The sequence below is a fragment of the Stenotrophomonas sp. NPDC078853 genome, from assembly GCF_044901215.1.
Lineage (GTDB): Bacteria > Pseudomonadota > Gammaproteobacteria > Xanthomonadales > Xanthomonadaceae > Stenotrophomonas > Stenotrophomonas lacuserhaii.
Genome location: NZ_JBJDOQ010000002.1, coordinates 123,389 through 143,765 on the forward strand (window position 1 = coordinate 123,389; position 20,377 = coordinate 143,765).

At 68.3% G+C, this 20,377-nt stretch carries 15 protein-coding genes; 8 read left to right on the forward strand and 7 right to left on the reverse strand.

Going from position 1 to position 20,377, the window contains the following annotated elements:
* Positions 1–55 precede the first annotated feature (55 nt).
* Both ACI2JH_RS02785 and ACI2JH_RS02790 read left to right on the forward strand, forming a co-directional pair.
* Positions 56–316 carry a YcgL domain-containing protein gene (locus ACI2JH_RS02785; RefSeq protein ID WP_191770794.1) on the forward strand — a complete coding sequence of 87 codons (261 nt, stop codon included), beginning with the start codon at positions 56–58 and terminating at the stop codon, positions 314–316.
* Positions 309–3,650, forward strand: coding sequence for an ankyrin repeat domain-containing protein (locus ACI2JH_RS02790; protein ID WP_404735367.1), 3,342 nt, complete (start codon positions 309–311; stop codon positions 3,648–3,650). The genes ACI2JH_RS02785 and ACI2JH_RS02790 overlap by 8 nt, the downstream gene beginning before the upstream one ends.
* A 78-nt stretch (positions 3,651–3,728) precedes the next feature.
* Here ACI2JH_RS02790 and ACI2JH_RS02795 read toward each other — a convergent pair whose 3' ends face one another.
* Entirely contained in the window at positions 3,729–5,522 is a 1,794-nt protein-coding gene (locus ACI2JH_RS02795; protein ID WP_404735368.1) for a monovalent cation:proton antiporter-2 (CPA2) family protein, read from the reverse strand.
* 330 nt (positions 5,523–5,852) lie between these two features.
* On the opposite strand from ACI2JH_RS02795, the gene mgtE reads away from it, so the two are divergent.
* From mgtE to ACI2JH_RS02810, 3 genes are all read left to right on the forward strand, one after another.
* Complete coding sequence (gene mgtE, locus ACI2JH_RS02800) at positions 5,853–7,223, forward strand: magnesium transporter (RefSeq protein ID WP_191770797.1); 1,371 nt, start codon at positions 5,853–5,855, stop codon at positions 7,221–7,223.
* Between the two features lie 24 nt (positions 7,224–7,247).
* A complete protein-coding gene (locus tag ACI2JH_RS02805; protein ID WP_404735369.1) occupies positions 7,248–9,962 on the forward strand; it encodes a bifunctional acetate--CoA ligase family protein/GNAT family N-acetyltransferase in 2,715 nt (904 codons plus the stop codon).
* A gap of 143 nt (positions 9,963–10,105) precedes the next feature.
* Entirely contained in the window at positions 10,106–10,807 is a 702-nt protein-coding gene (locus tag ACI2JH_RS02810; protein ID WP_404735370.1) for an alpha/beta fold hydrolase, read from the forward strand.
* A gap of 48 nt (positions 10,808–10,855) precedes the next feature.
* On the opposite strand, the gene dkgB is transcribed toward ACI2JH_RS02810, so the two are convergent.
* Both dkgB and ACI2JH_RS02820 read right to left on the reverse strand, forming a co-directional pair.
* On the reverse strand, positions 10,856–11,659 hold the full coding sequence (gene dkgB / locus ACI2JH_RS02815; RefSeq protein ID WP_404735371.1) for a 2,5-didehydrogluconate reductase DkgB: 804 nt from the start codon (positions 11,657–11,659) through the stop codon (positions 10,856–10,858).
* Positions 11,660–11,753: 94 nt separating this feature from the next.
* Positions 11,754–12,968, reverse strand: coding sequence for an MFS transporter (locus tag ACI2JH_RS02820; protein ID WP_404735372.1), 1,215 nt, complete (start codon positions 12,966–12,968; stop codon positions 11,754–11,756).
* Positions 12,969–13,074: 106 nt separating this feature from the next.
* On the opposite strand from ACI2JH_RS02820, the gene ACI2JH_RS02825 reads away from it, so the two are divergent.
* The gene (locus ACI2JH_RS02825; RefSeq protein WP_101099495.1) at positions 13,075–13,977 is read left to right on the forward strand and encodes a LysR substrate-binding domain-containing protein; all 903 of its coding nucleotides are present in this window, start codon (positions 13,075–13,077) and stop codon (positions 13,975–13,977) included.
* Positions 13,978–14,148: 171 nt separating this feature from the next.
* Here ACI2JH_RS02825 and ACI2JH_RS02830 read toward each other — a convergent pair whose 3' ends face one another.
* Positions 14,149–16,245 carry a methyl-accepting chemotaxis protein gene (locus ACI2JH_RS02830; RefSeq protein ID WP_404735373.1) on the reverse strand — a complete coding sequence of 699 codons (2,097 nt, stop codon included), beginning with the start codon at positions 16,243–16,245 and terminating at the stop codon, positions 14,149–14,151.
* A 206-nt stretch (positions 16,246–16,451) separates the two neighbouring features.
* Positions 16,452–17,402, reverse strand: a complete 951-nt coding sequence (locus ACI2JH_RS02835; protein ID WP_404735374.1) for an aldo/keto reductase — start codon at positions 17,400–17,402, stop codon at positions 16,452–16,454.
* 169 nt (positions 17,403–17,571) lie between these two features.
* Between ACI2JH_RS02835 and ACI2JH_RS02840 the strand changes: the two genes are divergently transcribed.
* Positions 17,572–18,438, forward strand: a complete 867-nt coding sequence (locus tag ACI2JH_RS02840; protein WP_101099393.1) for a class I SAM-dependent methyltransferase — start codon at positions 17,572–17,574, stop codon at positions 18,436–18,438.
* Positions 18,439–18,465: 27 nt separating this feature from the next.
* Here ACI2JH_RS02840 and ACI2JH_RS02845 read toward each other — a convergent pair whose 3' ends face one another.
* A complete protein-coding gene (locus ACI2JH_RS02845; protein ID WP_404735375.1) occupies positions 18,466–18,798 on the reverse strand; it encodes a hypothetical protein in 333 nt (110 codons plus the stop codon).
* A gap of 389 nt (positions 18,799–19,187) precedes the next feature.
* Here ACI2JH_RS02845 and ACI2JH_RS02850 point away from each other — a divergent pair, with 389 nt between their 5' ends.
* Positions 19,188–19,727: a pseudouridine synthase gene (locus ACI2JH_RS02850; protein ID WP_404735376.1), complete on the forward strand. Its 540-nt coding sequence runs from the start codon at positions 19,188–19,190 to the stop codon at positions 19,725–19,727.
* A 141-nt stretch (positions 19,728–19,868) separates the two neighbouring features.
* On the opposite strand, the gene ACI2JH_RS02855 is transcribed toward ACI2JH_RS02850, so the two are convergent.
* A complete protein-coding gene (locus tag ACI2JH_RS02855) occupies positions 19,869–20,270 on the reverse strand; it encodes a hypothetical protein (RefSeq protein WP_101099390.1) in 402 nt (133 codons plus the stop codon).
* Between the last annotated feature and the right edge of the window lie 107 nt (positions 20,271–20,377).

Genomic DNA, 20,377 nt, shown 5'->3' on the forward strand with positions numbered 1-20,377 from the left:
TCCGCCGGTGACGGGTTTCCGACACAATCATGCCTTAAAGGGTAAACCTGAAAGCATGCACGCCTACGTCTACAAGAGCCAACGCAAAGACGATACCTACGTCTACCTCGCCGAACGGGATGGCTTCGGCGTGCTGCCCGGGCCGTTGGCCGAATCTCTGGGCCGGCTGCAGCTGGTGCTGGAAGTGGAACTGACCGAGGGCCGTCGGCTGGCGCGCGCGGACGCCGCGCAGGTGCGCGACGAGCTGGCCAGCCGCGGCTTCTACCTGCAGGTGCCCCCGAGCATCACCAGCATGATGCCGCGCCACAATGACTGAGCCGCGGCCGCGCATGGTGCCTGCCGCGCTGGCCCTGGGCGCGCTGCTCGCTGCGGCTTCGGCGATCGGCGGCCTGCCGGGTGCGCTGCTGGCAGCGCTGGCGCAGCCGGCCTTCGCGCTGGGCGTGTCCTGGCTGCGTCGAAGCCGTGTCCTGCGTCCGCTGCCGCAGGTGGTGCGCGAAGAACTGCCTGCGCTGCTGGCCTTGTGGCTGGCCGGTCCAGCGGTGCTTGCGCTGCTGATGGCCTGGCCGCTCGCCGCCCTGCGCGAAAGCGGCAGCTTGGCCGCCGCGCTGGGCCTGGCGGTATTGCTGGGCGTCGGTCTGCTGGCGGTATGGCGCACATGGCCGCTGTGGAGTGACGTGGAACGCCTGGCCGGTGGGCTGCAGCGCCACGCTGCGGGCCTGGCCGGGCGCGAACTGGGCGCCTGGCGTGGACTGGCCGTCGCTGCGCTGGTGCTGGCGCTGTGTGCGCTGGTGGTGATGCCGGCCTGGCCGGAGCTGCTGCCGGCAGGCCTGCGTTGGCCAGCGGTGGGCGCCACCGTGCTGCTGTCGCCGCTGCTGCACCTGCTGCTGCAGCGGGTAGCCCCGGCGGGCACCACGCATCCTGCGCCGGCGCACGGCATGCAGGAGCTGCGCAGTGCCTGGCAGGCGCGCGAGCAACCCGATGCCGATACGACACCTGTCGCACTTGAAGCCATGCCGGCCGACGCGCTGGCGCCGGCGCTGTATGAAGCGGCGCGACACGGCCGGATCGACCGCGCGCTGCAGCTGTTGCAGGCCGGTGCCGACCCGCACGCCATGCCGGATCCGCAGTGGCGCGACCAGCGCAACCTGCCGGTGCTGGCCGCGGTACTGCCGGACCTGCGTCTGCTGCGCGAACTGATCGCCCGCGGCGTCGATGTGAACGCCCCGCACAAGGGCATGACGCCGCTGCTGGCGGCCACCCGCGACAGCTGGCATGGGCGCCCGGAAGCGGTGATGACCCTGCTCGCCAACGGTGCCGATTCGCGTGCCACCGATGCCGACGGCAATACGCCGCTGCACCACGCAGCGCGCAGTTCCGACCCCGGCGTCGCCGCGCTGCTGCGCGATGCCGCCGCCGAGATCGATGCGCTGAACCAGGACGGCTGGTCGCCGCTGGCGGTGGCCTGCCAGGTCGGCAACTGGCGCCTGGCGCGGTTCCTGCTGGAGCGCGGCGCCCGTACCGAACCGGCCGAAGGCATCCCGGTGCTGTTGGCCGCCGCAGCAACCGAAGATGATGATCCGGCCGGCGTGCAGCTGCTGCTGAAGCACAAGGCGCGTGCCGATGCGCGTGATCGCCAGCGCCGCAGTGCCCTGCACGAAGCCGCCCTGGCCGGGCACACCGCGATCCTGGACGCCCTGCTTGCCGCCGGTGCCAACCTGGAAGCGCGCGATGCGCTCGGCCGGACGCCGCTGCTGGAGGCCGCCGCCGGTGGGCGCGCGGCGGTCATCGAGCACCTTCTGCGCCACAAACCCGATGTAGCAGCGGTCGACACCGACGGCCGCAACGCCCTGTTGCTGGCCGCCATGGCGACCGATGTGCCGCCGTTGGTGGTCAAGCGGCTGCTGGAGCTGGGGCTGGTTGCCGACCTGGACGATCCACTGGCGCGGCGCGCAGTGGACAGCGCGGCCGAAGCCGGCCGCTGGGCCATCGTGGCCATGCTCGATCCGGCCTATCCGCTGCCTGCCGCAGTCAGCGACGGCCTGGTGGCGGACAGCGAAGGCCACGACGTGGCGACCTCGTTGTTGCCGGACCGGCCACCGCTCGAGCTGCTGCGCGAATCGCTGCGCTTTGGCAACCTGGACGGAATGGAATCGATGGCGCGCCTGTGCCGTGCCGAAGAACTGGGCAGCCTGTTGCACGAACCGGACCTGGCGCTGGAGCCGCGCGCCATCGGCTGGCTGCTGCAGCAGGGCGCGTCGCACGACGTACTGGATGCCTGCACCGATACGCCGATGTTCGCGCTGCTGGCGCGCGGCGTGGATGCGGTGCCGGCGCTGCAGGTGATGCTGGAGCAGGGCGTTTCGCCTGCCGGCAGTGGTGGCCTGGCGCGCTTCCTCGCCGCCTGCGCGCAGCATGACCAGGCCAGTCGCGGGCTGGAGCAGCTGGCGCTGGAACTGCTGGAACGTGGCGCCGACCCATTCGCTGCATCGCCCGCCGGCGATCCGCCGCTGGCCCTGGCCGTGCGCTTGGGCTGGCTGCGCCTGCAGCAGTCGCTGCTGGGCCTGGGGGTGGATCGCGAGGCACGCGACAGCCATGGCATGACCGCCCTGCACCTGGCCACTGCGCTGGGACGCGAAGCCGCGCTCAAGCTGCTGGTGCGCCACGGCGCCTCGCCGGAAGCGCGTGCGGCTGATGGGCAGACACCGCTGGGTGTGGCGCTGTCCAGCGGCCGCCGTGACCTGGCGGACTGGCTGGACTGGCGGGTCTGGTCGTTGCCACGAAGGACGTTGCGCGAATCCGACCTGGCCGCCGCGGCCACCGCCGGCGACGTGGATGCCGTACGCCGGCTGATCGATCTTGGCTTCGCCGTGGACAGCGTCGACGCGCAGGGCTGCACCGCCCTGTTGCGAGCGGCCGGTGGTGGGCACCTTGCGGTGGTCGACCTGCTGCTGGCGCGCAGTGCCGATCCGCAGCATGCCTCGGCCAGTGGCGCCACGCCGCTGTCGGCGGCGGTCAGCATGCGCCAGATGGATATCGTGTCCGCGTTGTTGGATGCCGGTGCGCAGCTGGAACACCGCCTGCCCGGCGGGGTCACGGTGCTGATGCTGGCCTCGGCGCTGGGCCTTCCGGATATCGTGGCGCGGCTGTTGACCGCCAGTGCGGACGTCCATGCAAGCGACGCGCAGCAGCTGGCCGCGCTGCATTGCGCTGCGCTGTACGGGTTCTCCGCTCGTGACCGCTCGCGCCTGCTGGCCCTGCTGGACACCCTGCTGCTGGCCGGCGCGGAGCCGGACAAGGCCGCCGCTGGCGAGGTGACCCCATTGCTGCTGTTGCTGGGCGCACGTGCCGAACCGGGGACCGCCTGCGACGAACAGGTGGTACTGGCCGGTGTGGAACGCCTGCTGGATGAAGACGTTTCGCTGGAGGTGCGTGATCCGCGCGGCTTCGGCCCGCTGCACCTGGCCGCGCTGCACGGACTGCCGCTGCTGGTGCAGCGCCTGCTGCGTGCCGGTGCCGATCCAGAGGCACGCGACACGCTCAACCGCAGCCCCCGCGAAATCGCGGTGATGCGCGGCTTCATCGACGTGGCCGCCGAGTTCCAGCCGCGCGTGCCCGGCGTGTCTTCGATGGCGCGGTTCCTGCGCGAATGAATCACCGGTAGTGACGGCCGCTGGCCGTCATGCTCCTGCCCTGGTGGGTGACGACCGCTGGTCGTCACGCCTTCGGCGCTACCGGTCGGGTGGCGCGTCCTTCCCGCTTCCCGCATCCGCTTCAAACAGATGCATCAGGTCAGTGCGCGCATCGCGCGAAGTCTGGATCACCGCCGCCTCGTCGTCGTACACCAGGTACTGATCGCGCAGCAGCTTCTCATCATGTTCGCGGAATCGCTGCACATGCCGGCGGGCCGTCTCCTCGGACACCCCCAGCAGCTTCAGCACCTGTTCGCTGAGTTCCAGGCTGGTGCCGAACACCTCGCGGAACGGCTCGGCCCCCATGTCCATCAGCCGCCACGCATGCTGGCGGTTGCGTGCCCGTGCCAGCACCCGCGCGTCCGGATACAACCGCCGGATCATCCGCGTCGCGCGCAGGTTGGTTTCCGGATCATCCATGGTCACCACGAACACCGCGATCTCCGCCCCGCCGGCCGCGCGCAGCATCTCCGGCCGGGTCGGATCGCCGTAGTACAGCTGGTTGCCGAAGCGGCGCAGGTCGGCCACGGTATCCGGATTGACCTCCAGCGCGACGAAGGGCACTTTCTGCGCGGTCAGCAGTCGCGCCACCACCTGCCCGAAGCGCCCCATCCCGGCGATCAGCACCTTCGGACGGTGGTCCGGATTGACCTCATCGGCCGGCGCGGCGTCGGGCTTTGCCACGGCCTCCCGGCCGATCAGGCGCAGCAGTGCGATCAGCAACAGCGGGGTCAGTCCCATCGACAGGCCGACGATGGCCACCAGCCGGTCATGGTTGGCACTGCCCAGCAGCAGCGCGCGCTGCGCTTCGTTGAACACCACGAAGGCGAACTCGCCGCCCAGCCACAGCACGCTGCCCAGCATCATCGCCTGGCGTGACGCCAACCCGGCGATCCGTCCGATCGCATACAACAAGCCGAACTTCACCACCAGCAGCACGCCCACGCCGGCGGCGATCATGCCCGGTTCGGCGGCGATGCGGTCCAGGTCGATGCCCATGCCCACGGCAATGAAGAACAGACCGAGGAACAAGCCCTTGAAGGGTTCGATCTGCGCTTCCAGTTCGTGCCGGAACTCGGAATCGGACAACAGCACACCGGCCAGGAACGCGCCCAGGCTGGGGCTCAGCCCGGCCTCCTGCAGGAACCAGGCGGTACCCAACACCACCAGCAGGGCAGTGGCGGTGAACATTTCCGGGCTGCGCGTGCGCGCGACCATGCCGAACACGCGGCGCAGCAGCGGCCGGCCGCACAGGATCACCACCGCCAGTGCGCCGATGGCCACCGCCACGTCCTGCCAGTGCAGGGTCTGGTTGCGCGCACCCCCCAGCAGCGGAATGGCGGCCAGCAGCGGAATGGCGATCAAGTCCTGGAACAACAGGATCGCGAACGCCAGCCGGCCATGATCGCTGTTGAGCGCCTTGTGTTCGGACAGCAGCTGCAGGCCCACTGCGGTGGAGGACAGCGCCAGCGCCACGCCGACCACCAGCGCGCTCTTCCAGTGGAAATGGTCCAGCATCAGCAGGCCGCCCAGCACCAGTGCGCAGGTCGCCACCTGCAGCGCCCCGGCACCGAACACCGAACGCCGCATCACCTTCAGGCGCGATGGCGACAGCTCCAGCCCGATCACGAACAGCAGCATCACCACGCCGATTTCGGCCGCGCCCAGGATCCGGTCCGTATCCTGCACGAAGCCCAGCCCATCCGGACCCAGCGCCACGCCGGCGGCGAGATAGCCAAGCACCGCGCCAAAGCCCAGCCGGCGGAACACCGGCACCGCGATGACGGCCGCAAGCAGCAGGACCAGGGCAAGTTCGAGCACGCCGCTATGCATGGGAAGTCGAGGTCATGGCCGCAGGAGGAAGGGCACGCCGGGTGCAGCCAGCCCTTGCGCGACATTATGCGCCGCCCGCCGCCGCTCGCACGGGGGTGCAGCTGAGCCGGACCAAACCCGGCCGCCACACCGGGGTTGACCCATGCTGCCCACGGGTCCATCCTGCCCCCCGCCACGGCCTGCCCGCTGGCACCACCCTTCCGGAATGCAACCCCTCATGTCCAGCGACAGTAGAAGTCGACCTCGTTCGACGCCGGCGACGGCGACCGCCTGACAGGGACGGTTCGCCTGTGTTGGCGTTGCAGCGGCAACGACGAAAGGCGAACCACGATGAACCAGAAGCAGATGCTGCGTCCCGCCACCGACGCCGCCACCACGGCCGCACCGCTGGCCAACTTCAACACCGCCGACGCGGTGGAATACCTCAACACGCTGCCCATCGCCGCGGCGGTGGACCTGCTTGCCGCACTGCCGCTGCCGCGTGCGGTGAAGCTGCTTGAAGCGCCCGAACTGCAGCGTGCCGGCGAGCTGGTGGCGACCCTGCCGCCGGCCCGGGCGGCCGCGCTGTTGGGGCTGATGGCCGACGACCGCGCCACCGACATCGTCCACGAACTGGACCAGGACGAGCGCGCGCGGCTGGTGCCGCTGATCGGCGCCGAGGCGCGCCAGGTCATCCAGACCCTGCTCAGCTACCCGCCGGATACCGCCGGTGCCCTGATGACCACCGAGTTCGTCAGCGTGCCGGCCAACTGGACGGTCGGCCAGACCCTGCAGCACATCCGCGAAGTGGAGCGCACCCGCGAAACCGTCTATGCCATCTACGTGCTCGACCCCGCCAGCGGCCAGTTGCGCCAGGTGGTGACCATGCGCCGGCTGATCACCGGCCTGCCTGACGAATCGATCCTGGACGTGGCGCAGGTCAATGCACCGGTGACGGTGGACGTGGCGATGGACCAGGAAGAAGTGGCGCAGCTGATCCGCCGCCACGACCTGCTGGCGATCCCGGTGGTGGATGCCGGCATGCAGATGCTCGGCATCGTCACCGTGGATGACATCCTGGACGCGCTGATCGAGGAATCCACCGAAGACGCGCACAAGTTCGGCGGCATGGAAGCGCTGGAAAAGCCATACATGCAGATCGGCTTCCTGGAAATGCTGCGCAAGCGCGGCGGCTGGTTGAGCGTGCTGTTCCTTGGCGAAATGCTGACCGCCAGCGCGATGCAGCATTACGAAGACGAGCTGGCGCGCGCGGTGGTGCTGACCTTGTTCATCCCGCTGATCATGAGCTCCGGTGGCAACTCCGGTTCGCAGGCCACTTCGTTGCTGATCCGCAGCCTGGCGCTGCGCGAACTGCGGCTGCGTGACTGGTGGAAGGTTGCCCTGCGCGAACTGCCGACCGGCATCGTGCTGGGCACGATCCTGGGCAGCCTGGCGATGGTCCGCATCGTGATCTGGCAGCTGGGCGGCCTGCACGACTACGGCGAACACTGGCTACTGCTGGCGCTCACCGTGGCCGCTGCGCTGGTGGGCATCGTCACCTTCGGGTCGCTGTCCGGATCGATGCTGCCGTTCGCGCTCAAGCGCCTCGGCTTCGACCCGGCCAGTGCCTCGGCCCCGTTCGTGGCCACTCTGGTCGATGTGACCGGCCTGGTGATCTACTTCAGCATCGCCGCCAGCATCCTCCACGGCACCCTGCTGTAACCCCTTTTTTGCTCTACTAGCGGCATGAGCACTTACAACCTGCAGTCCGTGTTCCGCCCGCAGTCGGTCGCCGTGATCGGCGGCAGTCCGCGTGATCGCTCGGCCGGTCGGGCGGTGATGCGCAACCTGCGCGGGGCGGGATTCGCCGGCAAGGTCGCCTGGGTCAATCCGCGCCACGCGGAGATCGATGGCATCCGCACCACCAAGCGGCTCAAGGACCTGGACTGGGTACCGGAGCTGGTGGTGGTGACCGCCCCGGCCAGCATCGTGCCGCAGGTGATCGCCGATGCCGCCGCGCTGGGCGTGGCCGCGGCGATCATCCTCACCGCGCACCTGGGCGAAGGGCCCGGTTCGCTGGCCGCACAGGTGGAAGCCAGCGCCCGCGCCAAGGGCCTGCGCATCCTCGGGCCGCATTGCCTGGGGGTCATCGCCCCGCACGCGCGCTTGAATGCCAGCATCGCCGCCCACGTTCCCCAGGCAGGCGACCTGGCGCTGATTTCCGAATCCAGCGCGATCGCCGCCGCGCTGGTGGAATGGGGCGTCGCGCGTTCGGTGGGATTTTCGGCGGTGGTGTCGCTGGGCGATACGATGGACGTGGACTTCGGCGACCTGCTGGACTACTTCGCCACCGACTACCGCACGCGCGCCATCCTGCTGTACGTGGAGCAGATCAAGGATGCGCGCAAGTTCATGTCGGCCGCACGTGCCGCCGCGCGCTCCAAGCCGGTGATGGTGGTCAAGTCTGGCCGTGCCGAACGCATCATGCCGGGCAACGATACCCACGTGCAGGCACTGGCGCGCGCCGATGATGTCTACGGCGCGGCGTTCAACCGCGCCGGCCTGCTGCGCGTCAGCGCGCTGGACGAACTGTTCACCGCCGCGGAGACACTGGGACGGCTGGGCTCTTTCCCGGGACGCAGGCTGGCCATCCTCAGCAATGGCGGTGGCGTCGGGCGGCTGGCGGTGGACCAGCTGGCGGCGCTGCGCGGCACGCTTGCCACGCTGTCGGAGAGCACCGTGCAGCAGCTCGACGCGGTACTGCCGCAGGGCTGGTCACGTTCCAATCCAGTGGACATCGTGGTCGACGCCGATGGCGAGCGCTATGCCGCTGCCATCGAAGCGCTGCTGGCTGACAACGAAAACGATGCCCTGCTGGTGGTCAACGTGCCGACCGCGTTCACCTCCTCCGCAGATGCCGCGCAGGCGCTCACCCGCACCCTGGGCCTGCGTCCGCGGCACCAGCGTGACAAGCCGGTGTTCGCGGTGTGGCTGGGCAACGACGAGCGCGCAACGGCAACCCTCAACGCTGCGCGCGTGCCGACCTACCCCACAGAAGCCGAAGCGGTGCGTGGCTTCCAGCATCTGGTCCGCTACCGCGATGCGCAGAGCGCACTGATGGAGACCCCGCCGAGCCTGCCACAGGATTTCGTGGTCGATGCAGGTGCCGCGCGTGCGATCGTCGAGGCGGCAATGGCGGCCGGCCAGCGTTGGCTGGACCCGCTGGCCACGCATGCGCTGCTGAAGGCGTACGGCATTCCTTCGGCGCCGGTGCTGCATGCCCGCGACGCGCATGAAGCCATGGACCTGGCCCAGCCGCTGCTGGAGCAGGGCGCCAGCGTGGCGCTGAAGATCCTCTCGCCGGACATCCCGCACAAATCCGAAGTGGACGGCGTGCGCCTCAACCTGTCCACCCTGGCCGCCGTGCAGGTGGCGGCCACCAGCATCCTGGCGCGCGCGCGCGAACTGCGCCCCGATGCGCGCATCGATGGCCTGCTGGTGCAGCCGACCATCGTGCGGCCCAAGTCGCGTGAGTTGATCGCCGGCATCGCCGATGACGCGACGTTCGGCCCGGTGATCGTGTTCGGTCGTGGCGGCACCGCAGTGGAAGTGATCAATGACAAGGCGCTGGCGCTGCCGCCGCTCGACCTGCGGCTGGCGCATGAGCTGATCGGTCGTACCCGGGTCTCGCGCATCCTCAAGCCGTACAGTGATTTCCCCGCTGCCGATGAGCGCGCCGTCGCGCTGGTGCTGGTCAAGCTGGCGCAGCTGGCGGCCGACATACCCGAAGTGCGCACACTGGACATCAATCCGCTGCTGGCCGACCGCGAAGGCATCCTGGCACTGGACGCGCGGGTCGCCATCGCGCCCTCGCGCATCCTGCATAAAGGCCGTGGCCATCCGCGTTTCGCGGTATTTCCGTATCCGAAGGAGTGGGAGCGTACGTTGCAGCTGTCCGATGGCAGCAACGCCTTCGTGCGGCCGGTGCGGCCGGAAGACGACGCGTTGTTCCGCGCGTTCTTCGCCCGCGTCAGTGATGAAGACCTGCGCCTGCGCTTCTTCCAGTCGGTCAAGCATTTCAGCCACGAGTTCATCGCCCGCCTGACCCAGTTGGACTACGCGCGCTCCATCGCGCTGGTGGCGATCGATCCGCGCAGCGGTGACATGCTCGGTGCCGTCCGCCTGCATGCAGATGCCGACTACCATCGCGGCGAGTACGGCATCCTGATCCGTTCGGACCTGAAGGGCCACGGCATCGGCTGGCGGCTGATGACGATCATGATCGAGTACGCCAAATGGCTGGGACTGGACGTGGTGGAAGGGCAGGTACTGCGCGAGAACAGCACGATGATCGCGATGTGCCAGAGCCTGGGCTTCACCACCCGGTTGGATCCGGATGATTCGACGGTGATGATGGTGAGCCTGCCGGTGCAGCAGGTGGCCGCGCAGTTGCTGGAATGATCCCGCCGGCGCCTGGTACTGACGGCCGCTGGCCGTCAGGCGTTTGCTCTGGTGGGTGACGGCTGTGGTCGTCACGACCCCGCCTGCCGCTGCGCTCGCCGGGCATGGCTCGGCGCTACCCGTCGCCCTCTTACAATGGCAGCATGGAAGAACGCATTCCCTTGCTGCTGCTTCCCGGCCTGCTCAACGATGCCGAGTTGTGGCGCGACCAACTGTCCGACCTGGCGGACATCGCCGATCCGACCGTCGGCGACCTTACCGCTGGCGACACGATGCAGGCGGTGGCCGATGCCGTGCTGGCGCAGGCGCCGCCACGCTTCGCGCTGGCCGGGTTTTCACTGGGCGGCTTCGTGGCCCAGCAGATCCTGCGCAGCGCACCGCAGCGCGTGCTGCGGCTGGCCCTGATCGATACCTCCATCCACGCCGATTCGCCGCAGCGTGCCGCACAGCGCGCCACGCAGATCGCCAGCGTCCGGCTGCCCGGCCGGTTCCACGGCTTCGGCGACACGCTGATGCGCAGTTACATCGACGCCTCGCGGTTGGACGACCACGTGCTGGTACAGCGCGTACGCGATATGACCGCACGGCTCGGCGCCGAGGTGTTCCTGCGGCAAAGTGGACTGGACCGCGAGGATGGCCATGCGCTGCTTGCCGCTTACCGCGACCCGATGCTGATCATCTGCGGTGAGAACGATCGCATCACGCCGCTGCCGATAAGCCAGGAGATGCAGGCGCTGGCGCCGCACGCCACGCTGGTGGTGGTGCCCGGTTGCGGGCACCTGTCACCGATGGAAAGGCCTGCCGAGGTCAGTGCCGCGATGCGCCGGTGGCTGCTGAGGGATTGATCCTGCAGCGGCAACCCGCCGAGCCTGGCTCGGCGCTACCCGGGTCCGTCAATCCCAGGCGGGGGCGATGCCGTCCGGGTTGGCCAGCCGATGGCCGCGATCGAGCGTGGCGATCTGGGCGAGGTCTTCGTCGGTCAGATGCAGGCGGGCCGCTTCCAGGTTGCTGGCCAGGTTCTCGCGCCGGGTGGAAGAGGGAATGACCGCCAAGCCCTGCTGCAGTGCCCACGCCAGCGCGACCTGCGCCGGGGTAGCCTGGTGGCGGCCGGCGATCGCCTGGATCACCGGATCCTTGATCACCTCGCCGTAGGCCAGGCTCATGTACGCGGTGACGTGGATGCCCTGTTCCTGCAGGAACGGCACCAGCAGGCGGTTCTGCAGGTACGGATGGATCTCCACCTGGTTGGTGGCTATCTCAGCGGCGCCCAGGATGCCGATCGCACGACGGGTCTGGGCGATGGTGAAGTTGGAAATACCGATTTCACGGGTCAGGCCCCGCGCCTTGGCATCGGCCAGGGCCGTAAGGTACTCCTCCATCGGCACGGCATCATCCGGCGACGGCCAGTGGATCAGGGTCAGCTCGACGCGGTCGGTGCGCAGCTTTTTCAGGCTTCCCTGCAGGCTGGCCAGCAGCGCATCGCGCTTGAATTCGCTGATCCAGATCTTGGTGGTGAGGTAAATGTCATCGCGTGGTACGCCGGATTCGGCGATCGCCCGGCCGACCTCGGCTTCGTTGCCGTAGATCTGCGCAGTATCGATGGCGCGGTAGCCGACGTCGAGCGCGTTGCGTACCGAATCGATCACCGCCTGGTCTTTCAGGCGGAACGTACCAAGGCCAAAAGCAGGAACGGTCATGGGGATACTCCAGTGGGGGATGGACAGAGGGTAGGGCAGGGAAGGTATGCATGCGGGCAACGCGGCGTGGCGACCCCGTGCGCCAGCGGAGGCATCAATGCGCCGCCACGTGGATGCCTTCGGCGCGGTCGTCGATGCCGTCGCGGCGGTCCAGCCGGCCACTCAGCGCGGTAAGGGCGAAGGCACCCACGACCACCAGCGCGCCGAGCCATGGGGTGTGCATCAGGCCGATATGCTCCACCACCAGCCCACCCAGCGAGGCGCCGAGGACGATGCCGATGTTGAACGCAGCAATGTTCAGTCCCGATGCCACCTCCGTTGCCTGCGGCGCATGGCGCTGTGCCTGCTTGACCACATAGACCTGCAGGCCGGGTACGTTGCCGAAGGCCACCGCGCCCAGCGCCAGCACCGTCAACAGCACCAGCCAGGTGTTGTGGGCGGTGAAGGTCAGCACCAGCAGCACCAGCGCCAGCAGCGCGAAGATCCGCTTCAGTGCGGGGATCGGCCCCAGCCGGTCGGCCAGGCGGCCGCCCCACACGTTGCCGAACGCCACCGAGATGCCATATACCAGCAGCACGCCGCTGACCGCGTTGGTGGAAAAACCGGTGACCTCCTGCAGGATCGGCGCCAGGTAGGTGAAGGACAGGAAGGTGCCGCCGTAGCCCAGCGCGGTCATCGCATACACCATCAACAGCCGCGGCTGCGCCAGCACGCCGAGCTGCTGGCGGAAGGTCGCCGGCGTGCTCTGCGCCAGGTTGCGCGGCACGAACGCCAGGCTGCCCAGCAGCGCCACCACGCCCAGCCCGGAGACCGCCAGGAAGGTCGCGCGCCAGCCCAGGTGCTGGCCGATGAAGGTGCCCAACGGCACGCCGGTCACCAACGCGACGGTCAGGCCGGTGAACATGATGGCGATCGCGCTGGCGGCCTTTTCCTTCGGCACCACCGAGGTGGCGATGATCGAACCAATGGAGAAGAACACGCCATGGGCCAGGCCGGTCAGGATCCGGGCGACGATCAGCGCGTTGTAGCCGGGGGCCAGGAAGGCGACCAGGTTGCCGAGGGTGAACACCAGCATCAGCGCCACCAGCAGGGTCTTGCGCGGCACGCGCCCGGTCAGCGCGGTCAGCACCGGGGCGCCGATCGCCACGCCAAGCGCGTACAGGGACACCAGCAGGCCAGCCGAGGGCAGGCTGACCTGCAGGTCAGCGGCGATGGTCGGAAGCAGCCCGACGATGACGAACTCGGTGGTGCCGATGGCGAAGGCACCGAGGGTCAACGCCAACAGGGCGAGGGGAATGCCACGGGTCATGACAGGGTCCGGCAGGAAAGGAAGGAGCGCAGTCTGCGCCGCTGACCTTTGCTGAAACACACGTCTTCACGCCAATCACTCTTGCATGATGGTCAATAATGCGGCCATGAAAATCACCTTGGACGAAATGCAGGCGCTGCTGGCCGTCATCGACAGCGGCACCATCAGCGCGGCGGCCGAACAGCTGGGCCAGACCCCCTCAGGGGTCAGCCGGGCCCTGGGCCGGCTCGAAGAAAAGCTGGGCACCACGCTGCTGACCCGCACCACCCGCCGATTGCACCTGACCGCCGAAGGCGAGGCGTTCGTCCGCCAGGCGCGCCAGATCGTGGAGGCGGTGGAGACGGCGGAAGAGCAGATGGCGCTGCGTCGTCAACGCCCGGCCGGTCGCCTGCGCGTGGATGCGGCGATGCCGTTCGTGCTGCATGTGATCGCCCCGCTGGTGGCCCGCTATCGCCAGCAGTTCCCGGAGGTGGCGCTGGAAGTGAACAGCTCCGAGCGCTACATCGACCTGCTGGAGCGGCGCACCGACCTGGCCATCCGCATCGGTCCGCTGGCCGATTCCACCCTGCATGCGCGCCTGCTCGGCCGCTGCCGCCTGCAGCTGGTGGCCAGTCCGGCCTACCTGCGCCAGCACGGCACGCCGGACAGCGTGGCCGCCCTGTCCGCGCATACGCTGCTGGGCTTCAACGAACCCGAATCGCTGAACCGCTGGCCGCTGCCCGGCGACGACGAGGGCCAGCTTCGGGTGCGCCCGGACATCGCCGCCTCCAGTGGTGAGACCCTGCGCCGGCTGGCGGTGGAAGGGGCGGGAATCACCTGCCTGTCTGATTTCCTGACCCACGCCGACCGCGCGAGCGGTGCGCTGGTGCCGCTGCTGGTCGTGCAGACGCTGGATGTCTACCAGCCGATCCACGCGGTGTACTACCGCAACACGGCCGTGTCGGCGCGCGTGCGCTCGTTCGTGGATGTGCTGGCAGAAGGCATGCAGCGCGAGCCGTTCGTGGTGTAGGCCGGATCGTGACGACCAACGGTCGTCACCCACCAACAGCCGTGGTCGTCACTACCGGAGCAGGTAGCGCCGAGCCATGCTCGGCGAGCGCAGCGGCAAAAAGCACCGCGTGACGACCAACGGTCGTCACCCACCAACAGCAGTGGTCCTCACCCACCACGGGCCAGGCCTTCAGGCCAGGGTGAACACGCCCACCGATTCGACCAGGCGTGCGGCCTGCTGTTCCATGCTGCGCGCGGCAGCAGAGGCTTCTTCCACCAGCGCGGCATTCTGCTGGGTCGCGCCGTCCATCTGCACCACGGTCTGGTTGACCTGTTCGATCCCTGCGCTCTGTTCCTGCGAAGCGGCGGAGATCTCGGCCATGATGTCGGTCACGCGCTGCACCGAGGCGACGATCTCGCCCATCGTGCTGCCCGCCTGGCGTACCAGCGCGGAGCCATCGGCCACCTTCTCCACCGATTCATCGATCAGCCCCTTTATCTCCTTTGCAGCGGCCGCCGAACGCTGTGCGAGCGTGCGCACTTCACTGGCCACCACGGCGAAGCCGCGGCCCTGGTCGCCTGCGCGCGCGGCCTCCACGGCCGCGTTCAAGGCCAGGATGTTGGTCTGGAAGGCGATGCCGTCGATCACCGAAATGATCTCGGCGATGCGCCGCGAAGACGCTTCGATACCGCCCATCGTCGCCACCACCTGGCCCACCACCTCCCCGCCCTGCGATGCCACGCTCGCCGCGCTGTGGGCCAGCTCGTTGGCGGTGCGTGCATGTTCAGCGTTCTGGCGCACGGTGGAGGTGAGCTCCTCCATCGAAGCGGCGGTTTCTTCCAGGTTGGCGGCCTGCTGTTCGGTGCGCTGGGACAGGTCGCTGTTGCCACTGGCGATCTCCATCGCCGCTTCGCGGACACCGCCGGCCACCTGCTGGATGTCGGCGACGATCGTCGCCAGTTGCGCCGCCGTGGTATTGGCATCGCCGGCGATACGCGCGAACACGCCATGGAATTCACCTTCCATGCGCGCACGCAGGTCACCGTCGGCGATCGCGCGCAGCATGCTCGATACCTGGGCGAGGTTGCCGTCGGTGGCCTGCATCAGTTGGTTGAGGCCGGCCACCATGTCGGCGAAATCGTGCTCGAAGCGGGACACGTTGCCGCGTTGGCTGAAGTCGCCGGCGGCAGCGGCGCCTGCCAGCTGCTTGATCTCGGCATTGATCGCGCCGAGGTTCGCCTTGGCGGCATCCAGTGCATCGGTGATGACGCGCTTCTCGCCCGGCAGGCGGTCCATGTCTTCGGAAAGATCACCGACTGCGTAACGGCCCATGACGGCGATGGCACGCATCTTCACCTGGATGTGCGCTGCGACCAAGGCATTGCAGTCGGCCACCATGCGGCCGTAGGCGCCGGGGAATGCAGCGGCGTCCATGCGATGACTGATCCGACCCGCTTCGTGGGTGCGGGCCATCTCTGCCTGCGCTGCCAGCACACCGCGCAGCGTGCCCTGCACGTCCTGCATGGTCGTGGCCAGTCGGCCGATCTCATCGCGCCCCTGCACCTGCACGCGGTAGTCCAGGTCGCCGGCGGCCACGGCGCGCGCAGCGGCTTCCACCGCCACCACCGGCCGCACGACAGCGCGGCGCAGCCACCATGACAGCGCAAGCAACAGCAGCACGGCGGTGATGACCGTCACCACGGCACTGGTCACCAGCAGTTCGCGTGCGTGGCTCGCGCGGCGCGCGATGGCCGCATCCGCGACCTGCGCGGTATGCGCGGCCAGGCCATCCAGTGCCTGTGCCAGCGGGCGGTCGCGGCCGCGCACCGGCGCATCACCGGCGCCCGGGTCGTAACCCGATGCGATGTAGGCCTGCAGCGCAGCCTGGTAGTCACGCTGCAGCGTGGCCTGGTCGGTCATGAACGCCGCGACCAGCTCACGCGTCCGGCCATCCTCGGCACGGCCGACCCTGGCAGCCAGTTCCGCTACCTTGCGTCCCTCTTCGGTCAAGGCGGCTGCGTGCTTTTCGCGCAGCGCATCATCGGCACCCCGCAGCAGCACGTTCTTCCACTCCTGCACCTGCAGGCGGAACTCCCGTTGCAGCTGTTCGGCATCGCGGCTGACCGCATAGGACGCCGGCATCGCCGCCCCCAGGTCGAACCAGGCCGACGCCAGGCCGGCCAGGGCGCTGGCCACCAGCAACAGCACGCCGAGCGAGGTGGCGCCGATGAGTTTGAACTGGATGCCACGAGCAGGTGGGGGAGAAGCGGGCGAGGCGTTCCGCATGAGCGCATGGGTCCGGGAAGGGGAGACCTCCTTATCGGGTGCGTCGTTCAATGCTTAAGTGCGAAGTACGTCACGGTTATCGTTCCATTCAACGACGTGAAAGATATGTGATCTTCATCGTGGCTCATCAATGGAACAGTGCCGAACATGACGCACTGGCCGATGCGGTTGCAGCGGCGGACCGGCCGGGGCAGGTCTGCGCGCGGCTAGGCGCTGGCTTCGTCGAGCTCGGCAATGTCCTGCGCCGACAGCGCCAACGTCGCCGCTGCCAGGATCTCGCGCAGCTGCTCGACGCTTGTGGCGCTGACGATCGGCGCGGTGATCGAAGCACGCGCGATCAGCCAGGCCAGCGCAACCTGGGAGGCGGTCGCGGCATGCTTGCCGGCGATGTCATCCAGCGCCCCCAGGATGCGGTTGCCGCGCGGGTTGAGGTACTTCGCCACCACGGCCTGGCCGCGTGCGGGGCTCCTGGCCGCGTCTTCATTGCGGCGGTACTTGCCGCTCAGGAACCCACTGGCCAGTGAGTAATAACTGATCACGCCGAGCTGCTCGCGATGCACCAGGGCTTCCAGGCCGGCCTCATAACCGGAACGGTCGTAGAGGTTGTATTCCGGCTGCAGCGTTTCATACCGTGGCAGCCGATAGTCGGCCGATATTTTCAGCGCCTCAGCCAGCCGCTCGGCACTGTAATTGGAGGCTCCGATGGCGCGGACCTTGCCTTGTTCGACCAGCCGCGCGAAGGCCCCCAGCGTCGTTTCCAGCGGGGTGGATTCGTCATCCTCATGCGCCTGGTAGAGATCGATGACATCGGTCTGCAGGCGACGCAGCGAGCCTTCCACCGCCGCGGTGATGTTGTCTGCCGACAGGCCGGGCTGTTCCGACCACTTCGCCACCTTGGTGGCCAGAACCACCTTGTCGCGCTTGCCGCTGCGTGCGAACCACCTGCCGATCAGGGACTCCGATTCACCGCCCTGGTTGCCCGGCACCCACGCCGAATAGGCGTCGGCGGTATCGACCAGGTTGAAGCCGGCATCGACAAAGGCGTCGAGCAGGGCGAAGGTCGTTTTCTCGTCCGCACTCCAGCCGAACACGTTGCCACCGAAGGCGATGGGATGCACCTGCAGGCCCGAACGGCCGAGTTCGCGGGTTGCCGTCATGCGGAGTCTCCTTGTATAGCCATGCCAGCAGCATAAGGGGAGGGAGATGACGCTGCTGCGGCACCGGCCGCAAAACTGTGTTCCGGTGCGCCGCGCGGCGCTAACGCTTTGTGAACACCGAAGCGGTGCGGACTGCTAGTCTGCGCCCATCATCCAAGGGAGCCCCGCCATGAAGAACCTGATCACCGTGTCTGCCTGTTGCCTCGCCGTGGCAGCGGCGCTGTCGGCATCACCGCTGTATGCCCGCTCGCCGGTGGCCGCCAGCGCGGCGTCGCAGGTACAGGTCAGCCCGGCGATCGAGGCGGCGGTCAAGTCCACCATGCGCGATCCGGCCAATGTCACCCGCGATGGTTTCCGCCATCCGGCGCAGACGCTGTCGTTCTTCAAGCTGACCCCGGCCAGCACGGTCATCGAGATCACCCCCGGCAACGGCTGGTACTCGGAAATCCTGGCACCGCTGGTGCGCCAGCAGGGCCAGTACATTGCCGCAGTGGTGGATCCGGCATCGGTGCCGGAAGGACGTGGCCGCGATTACCAGCAGCGCAGCCGCGATGGCCTGCAGAAGAAGTTCGCCGCCTCGCCTGCACAGTTCGACAAGGCCACCGAAGTGGCCTATGACCCGGCCGCGCCGGTGTTCGGCAAGCCCGCTTCGGCTGACGTGGTGCTGACCTTCCGCAATGTGCACAACTGGCGCAAGTCCGGCCAGGCGCCGGGCATGTTCAAGGGCTTTTACGATGTGCTGAAGCCGGGCGGCGTGCTGGGCGTGGTCGAACATCGCGCCAAGGCCGATGTCAGCGACGACGACGGGTCCGGCTATGTCGGCCAGCAGCAGGTGATCGCGATGGCCGAAGCGGCAGGTTTCACCCTCGATGGCAGCAGCGAGATCAACGCCAACCCGCGCGATACCAAGGATCATCCCAACGGCGTGTGGACGCTGCCGCCGTCCAACAACCACGACGCTGCCGATGCGGCCAAGTACAAGGCGATCGGTGAAAGTGACCGGATGACGCTGCGCTTCATCAAGGCGGCGCGCTGATCACTTTCGCACGCGGGTCTGCTGTGGTCAGCGGGGCGCCCTGGCGTCTTCCGCTGGCTGTTTCGGAGCTTGGGAGAGGGCGCTCCGCAGTAAGACGACGGGATGCGTGTCTGAGTTGTCCGGGTCCGGAAGAACGGTGTTGAACAACACGGTGACATAGCCGGTAGCAGCCAGGTTGGCGGGATCGCCCGTCATCGGCAGCTGGGCCATCAATTCACGCGCTGCACTGGTGGGGGCAAGCCCTGCCAGGGCGGGACGGCCCAGCGCGACGGCATGCTTGATTACCCATTGGTCGAAGGCCAACAGACGTGCCTGCGCAGAGGGCATTGCCGCTTGCACGCAGGTGACCATGGGCTGCATTGCCGTAGCCCGCATCAGGTCGGTGAAGTGCGCATCCCTCGCCTCGGCAACAGCGCCCGCTGCGCCAGCGGACGTGGCAGGGCCCGGGACCGGGTCAGGCACCGGCTGCAGCTGCAGGGGGCGGTTCTCGATTCGCGCGGGTGTCGAGCCGGTCGATGCAGGGGTGGCAGCTGCCAGCGTTGCTGGTGGCGTCCGGGCGCGGAGTGCTGGAGGGGTTCCGGCGGCAGGCAAGTGCATGGGGTGCTCCTGGGTTGCGGGGATGCCATGACGAAGGGCACGGCATGCGTCAGACTTGACACACTTACATTCCCACCCAGCCTGCTCGGCTGACGCACGACCCACCAGGGCCATCTGCGTCGCATCGCCGAACAAGGCAGAAAACTGCAACCATGTCTTTGATCCTGTTCAACAAGCCGTTCAACGTGCTGTGCCAGTTCACCGATCGCAGTGTGCCGCCGCGGCCGACACTGGCGGGCTTCGGCCTCCCGCCGCAGGTGTATGCGGCGGGGCGGCTGGACCACGACAGCGAAGGGTTGCTGCTGCTCACCGACGACGGTGGCCTGGCGCACCGGCTGACCGATCCACGGCACAAGGCGGACAAGACCTATTGGGTGCAGGTGGAGGGCGAACCGACGCCGGAAAGGCTGGCGCAGCTGCGCCGTGGCGTGCTGCTCAACGACGGGCCCACCCTGCCTGCCGGGGTCGAGCAGATCGATCCGCCTTCGCTGTGGGTGCGCGATCCGCCGGTGCGTTTCCGTAAGACGGTGCCCGATGCGTGGCTGGCCGTGACGTTGCGCGAAGGGCGAAACCGCCAGGTAAGGAGAATGACGGCAGCGGTAGGCCTGCCGACGCTGCGACTGGTACGCGCATCGATCGGCCCCTATCAGCTGGGCGGGCTCCAGCCGGGGCAGTGGCGGCAAGCGGAATAAGGGCGGCTGCGGGGGTGCGGCCGGCGAGCACCTGCGCACTCTCTGCAGCGTGAAAACGACGAAGGGCGTGGCATCCGCCACGCCCTTCATGCCCGCCTAAGCGGCCAGGACAGCTGCGGGACATCAACCCGCGTTACGCACTCAGGCGTCGCTGCCGATATCGCTGTGTTCGTCCTGGATCGTGCTCGCGCGACGATCGCGCGCCGCGACGCGCTGTGCCTGTCCGTTGACGACATGACCACCGGCCAGCTTCTTCTTCTGCTGCTTGCGATAAAGCGCATAGCCCAGCAGGCCCACGCCAACGGCAGCAGCGGCGATGGTCACCGCCGGATTGCGGCGCGCGGCCTTGGTCGCGATCCGGCCACCGGTCTTGACCGCGCCCAGTGCTGCGCCGGTCTTCAGCCAGTCGGCGGCGGTGGGGCCGAAGTGGCGCAGGCTGCCGCCCAGGTTACCGCCAGCGTGCTTGATGCCATCGCCTGCGCTATGGGCCAGGTCCAGCGCGCGTTCCAGTGCACGATCGGTGATTACGGTCAGTCTGCTCATGTGGGGTCCTTTGCCTCGGGTCGAAGTCCAGTGTCGCGCGGTCGCTGTAAACGGCATGTCAGGCAAGCAGGCGCGTGGCGTGACTCTACCGCAGCCGTTCAGGATAG

Excerpts from the sequence above, each read along its gene's own strand:
- ACI2JH_RS02850 (WP_404735376.1), top strand. The coding sequence starts at position 19,188 with ATGTCTTTGATCCTGTTCAACAAGCCGTTCAACGTGCTGTGCCAGTTC.
- dkgB (WP_404735371.1), bottom strand. The coding sequence starts at position 11,659 with ATGACCGTTCCTGCTTTTGGCCTTGGTACGTTCCGCCTGAAAGACCAG.
- ACI2JH_RS02840 (WP_101099393.1), top strand. The coding sequence starts at position 17,572 with ATGAAGAACCTGATCACCGTGTCTGCCTGTTGCCTCGCCGTGGCAGCG.
- ACI2JH_RS02790 (WP_404735367.1), top strand. The coding sequence starts at position 309 with ATGACTGAGCCGCGGCCGCGCATGGTGCCTGCCGCGCTGGCCCTGGGC.
- ACI2JH_RS02855 (WP_101099390.1), bottom strand. The coding sequence starts at position 20,270 with ATGAGCAGACTGACCGTAATCACCGATCGTGCACTGGAACGCGCGCTG.
- ACI2JH_RS02795 (WP_404735368.1), bottom strand. The coding sequence starts at position 5,522 with ATGCATAGCGGCGTGCTCGAACTTGCCCTGGTCCTGCTGCTTGCGGCC.
- ACI2JH_RS02820 (WP_404735372.1), bottom strand. The coding sequence starts at position 12,968 with ATGACCCGTGGCATTCCCCTCGCCCTGTTGGCGTTGACCCTCGGTGCC.
- ACI2JH_RS02825 (WP_101099495.1), top strand. The coding sequence starts at position 13,075 with ATGAAAATCACCTTGGACGAAATGCAGGCGCTGCTGGCCGTCATCGAC.
- ACI2JH_RS02830 (WP_404735373.1), bottom strand. The coding sequence starts at position 16,245 with ATGCGGAACGCCTCGCCCGCTTCTCCCCCACCTGCTCGTGGCATCCAG.
- ACI2JH_RS02845 (WP_404735375.1), bottom strand. The coding sequence starts at position 18,798 with ATGCAGCCCATGGTCACCTGCGTGCAAGCGGCAATGCCCTCTGCGCAG.
- ACI2JH_RS02785 (WP_191770794.1), top strand. The coding sequence starts at position 56 with ATGCACGCCTACGTCTACAAGAGCCAACGCAAAGACGATACCTACGTC.
- mgtE (WP_191770797.1), top strand. The coding sequence starts at position 5,853 with ATGAACCAGAAGCAGATGCTGCGTCCCGCCACCGACGCCGCCACCACG.
- ACI2JH_RS02810 (WP_404735370.1), top strand. The coding sequence starts at position 10,106 with ATGGAAGAACGCATTCCCTTGCTGCTGCTTCCCGGCCTGCTCAACGAT.
- ACI2JH_RS02805 (WP_404735369.1), top strand. The coding sequence starts at position 7,248 with ATGAGCACTTACAACCTGCAGTCCGTGTTCCGCCCGCAGTCGGTCGCC.
- ACI2JH_RS02835 (WP_404735374.1), bottom strand. The coding sequence starts at position 17,402 with ATGACGGCAACCCGCGAACTCGGCCGTTCGGGCCTGCAGGTGCATCCC.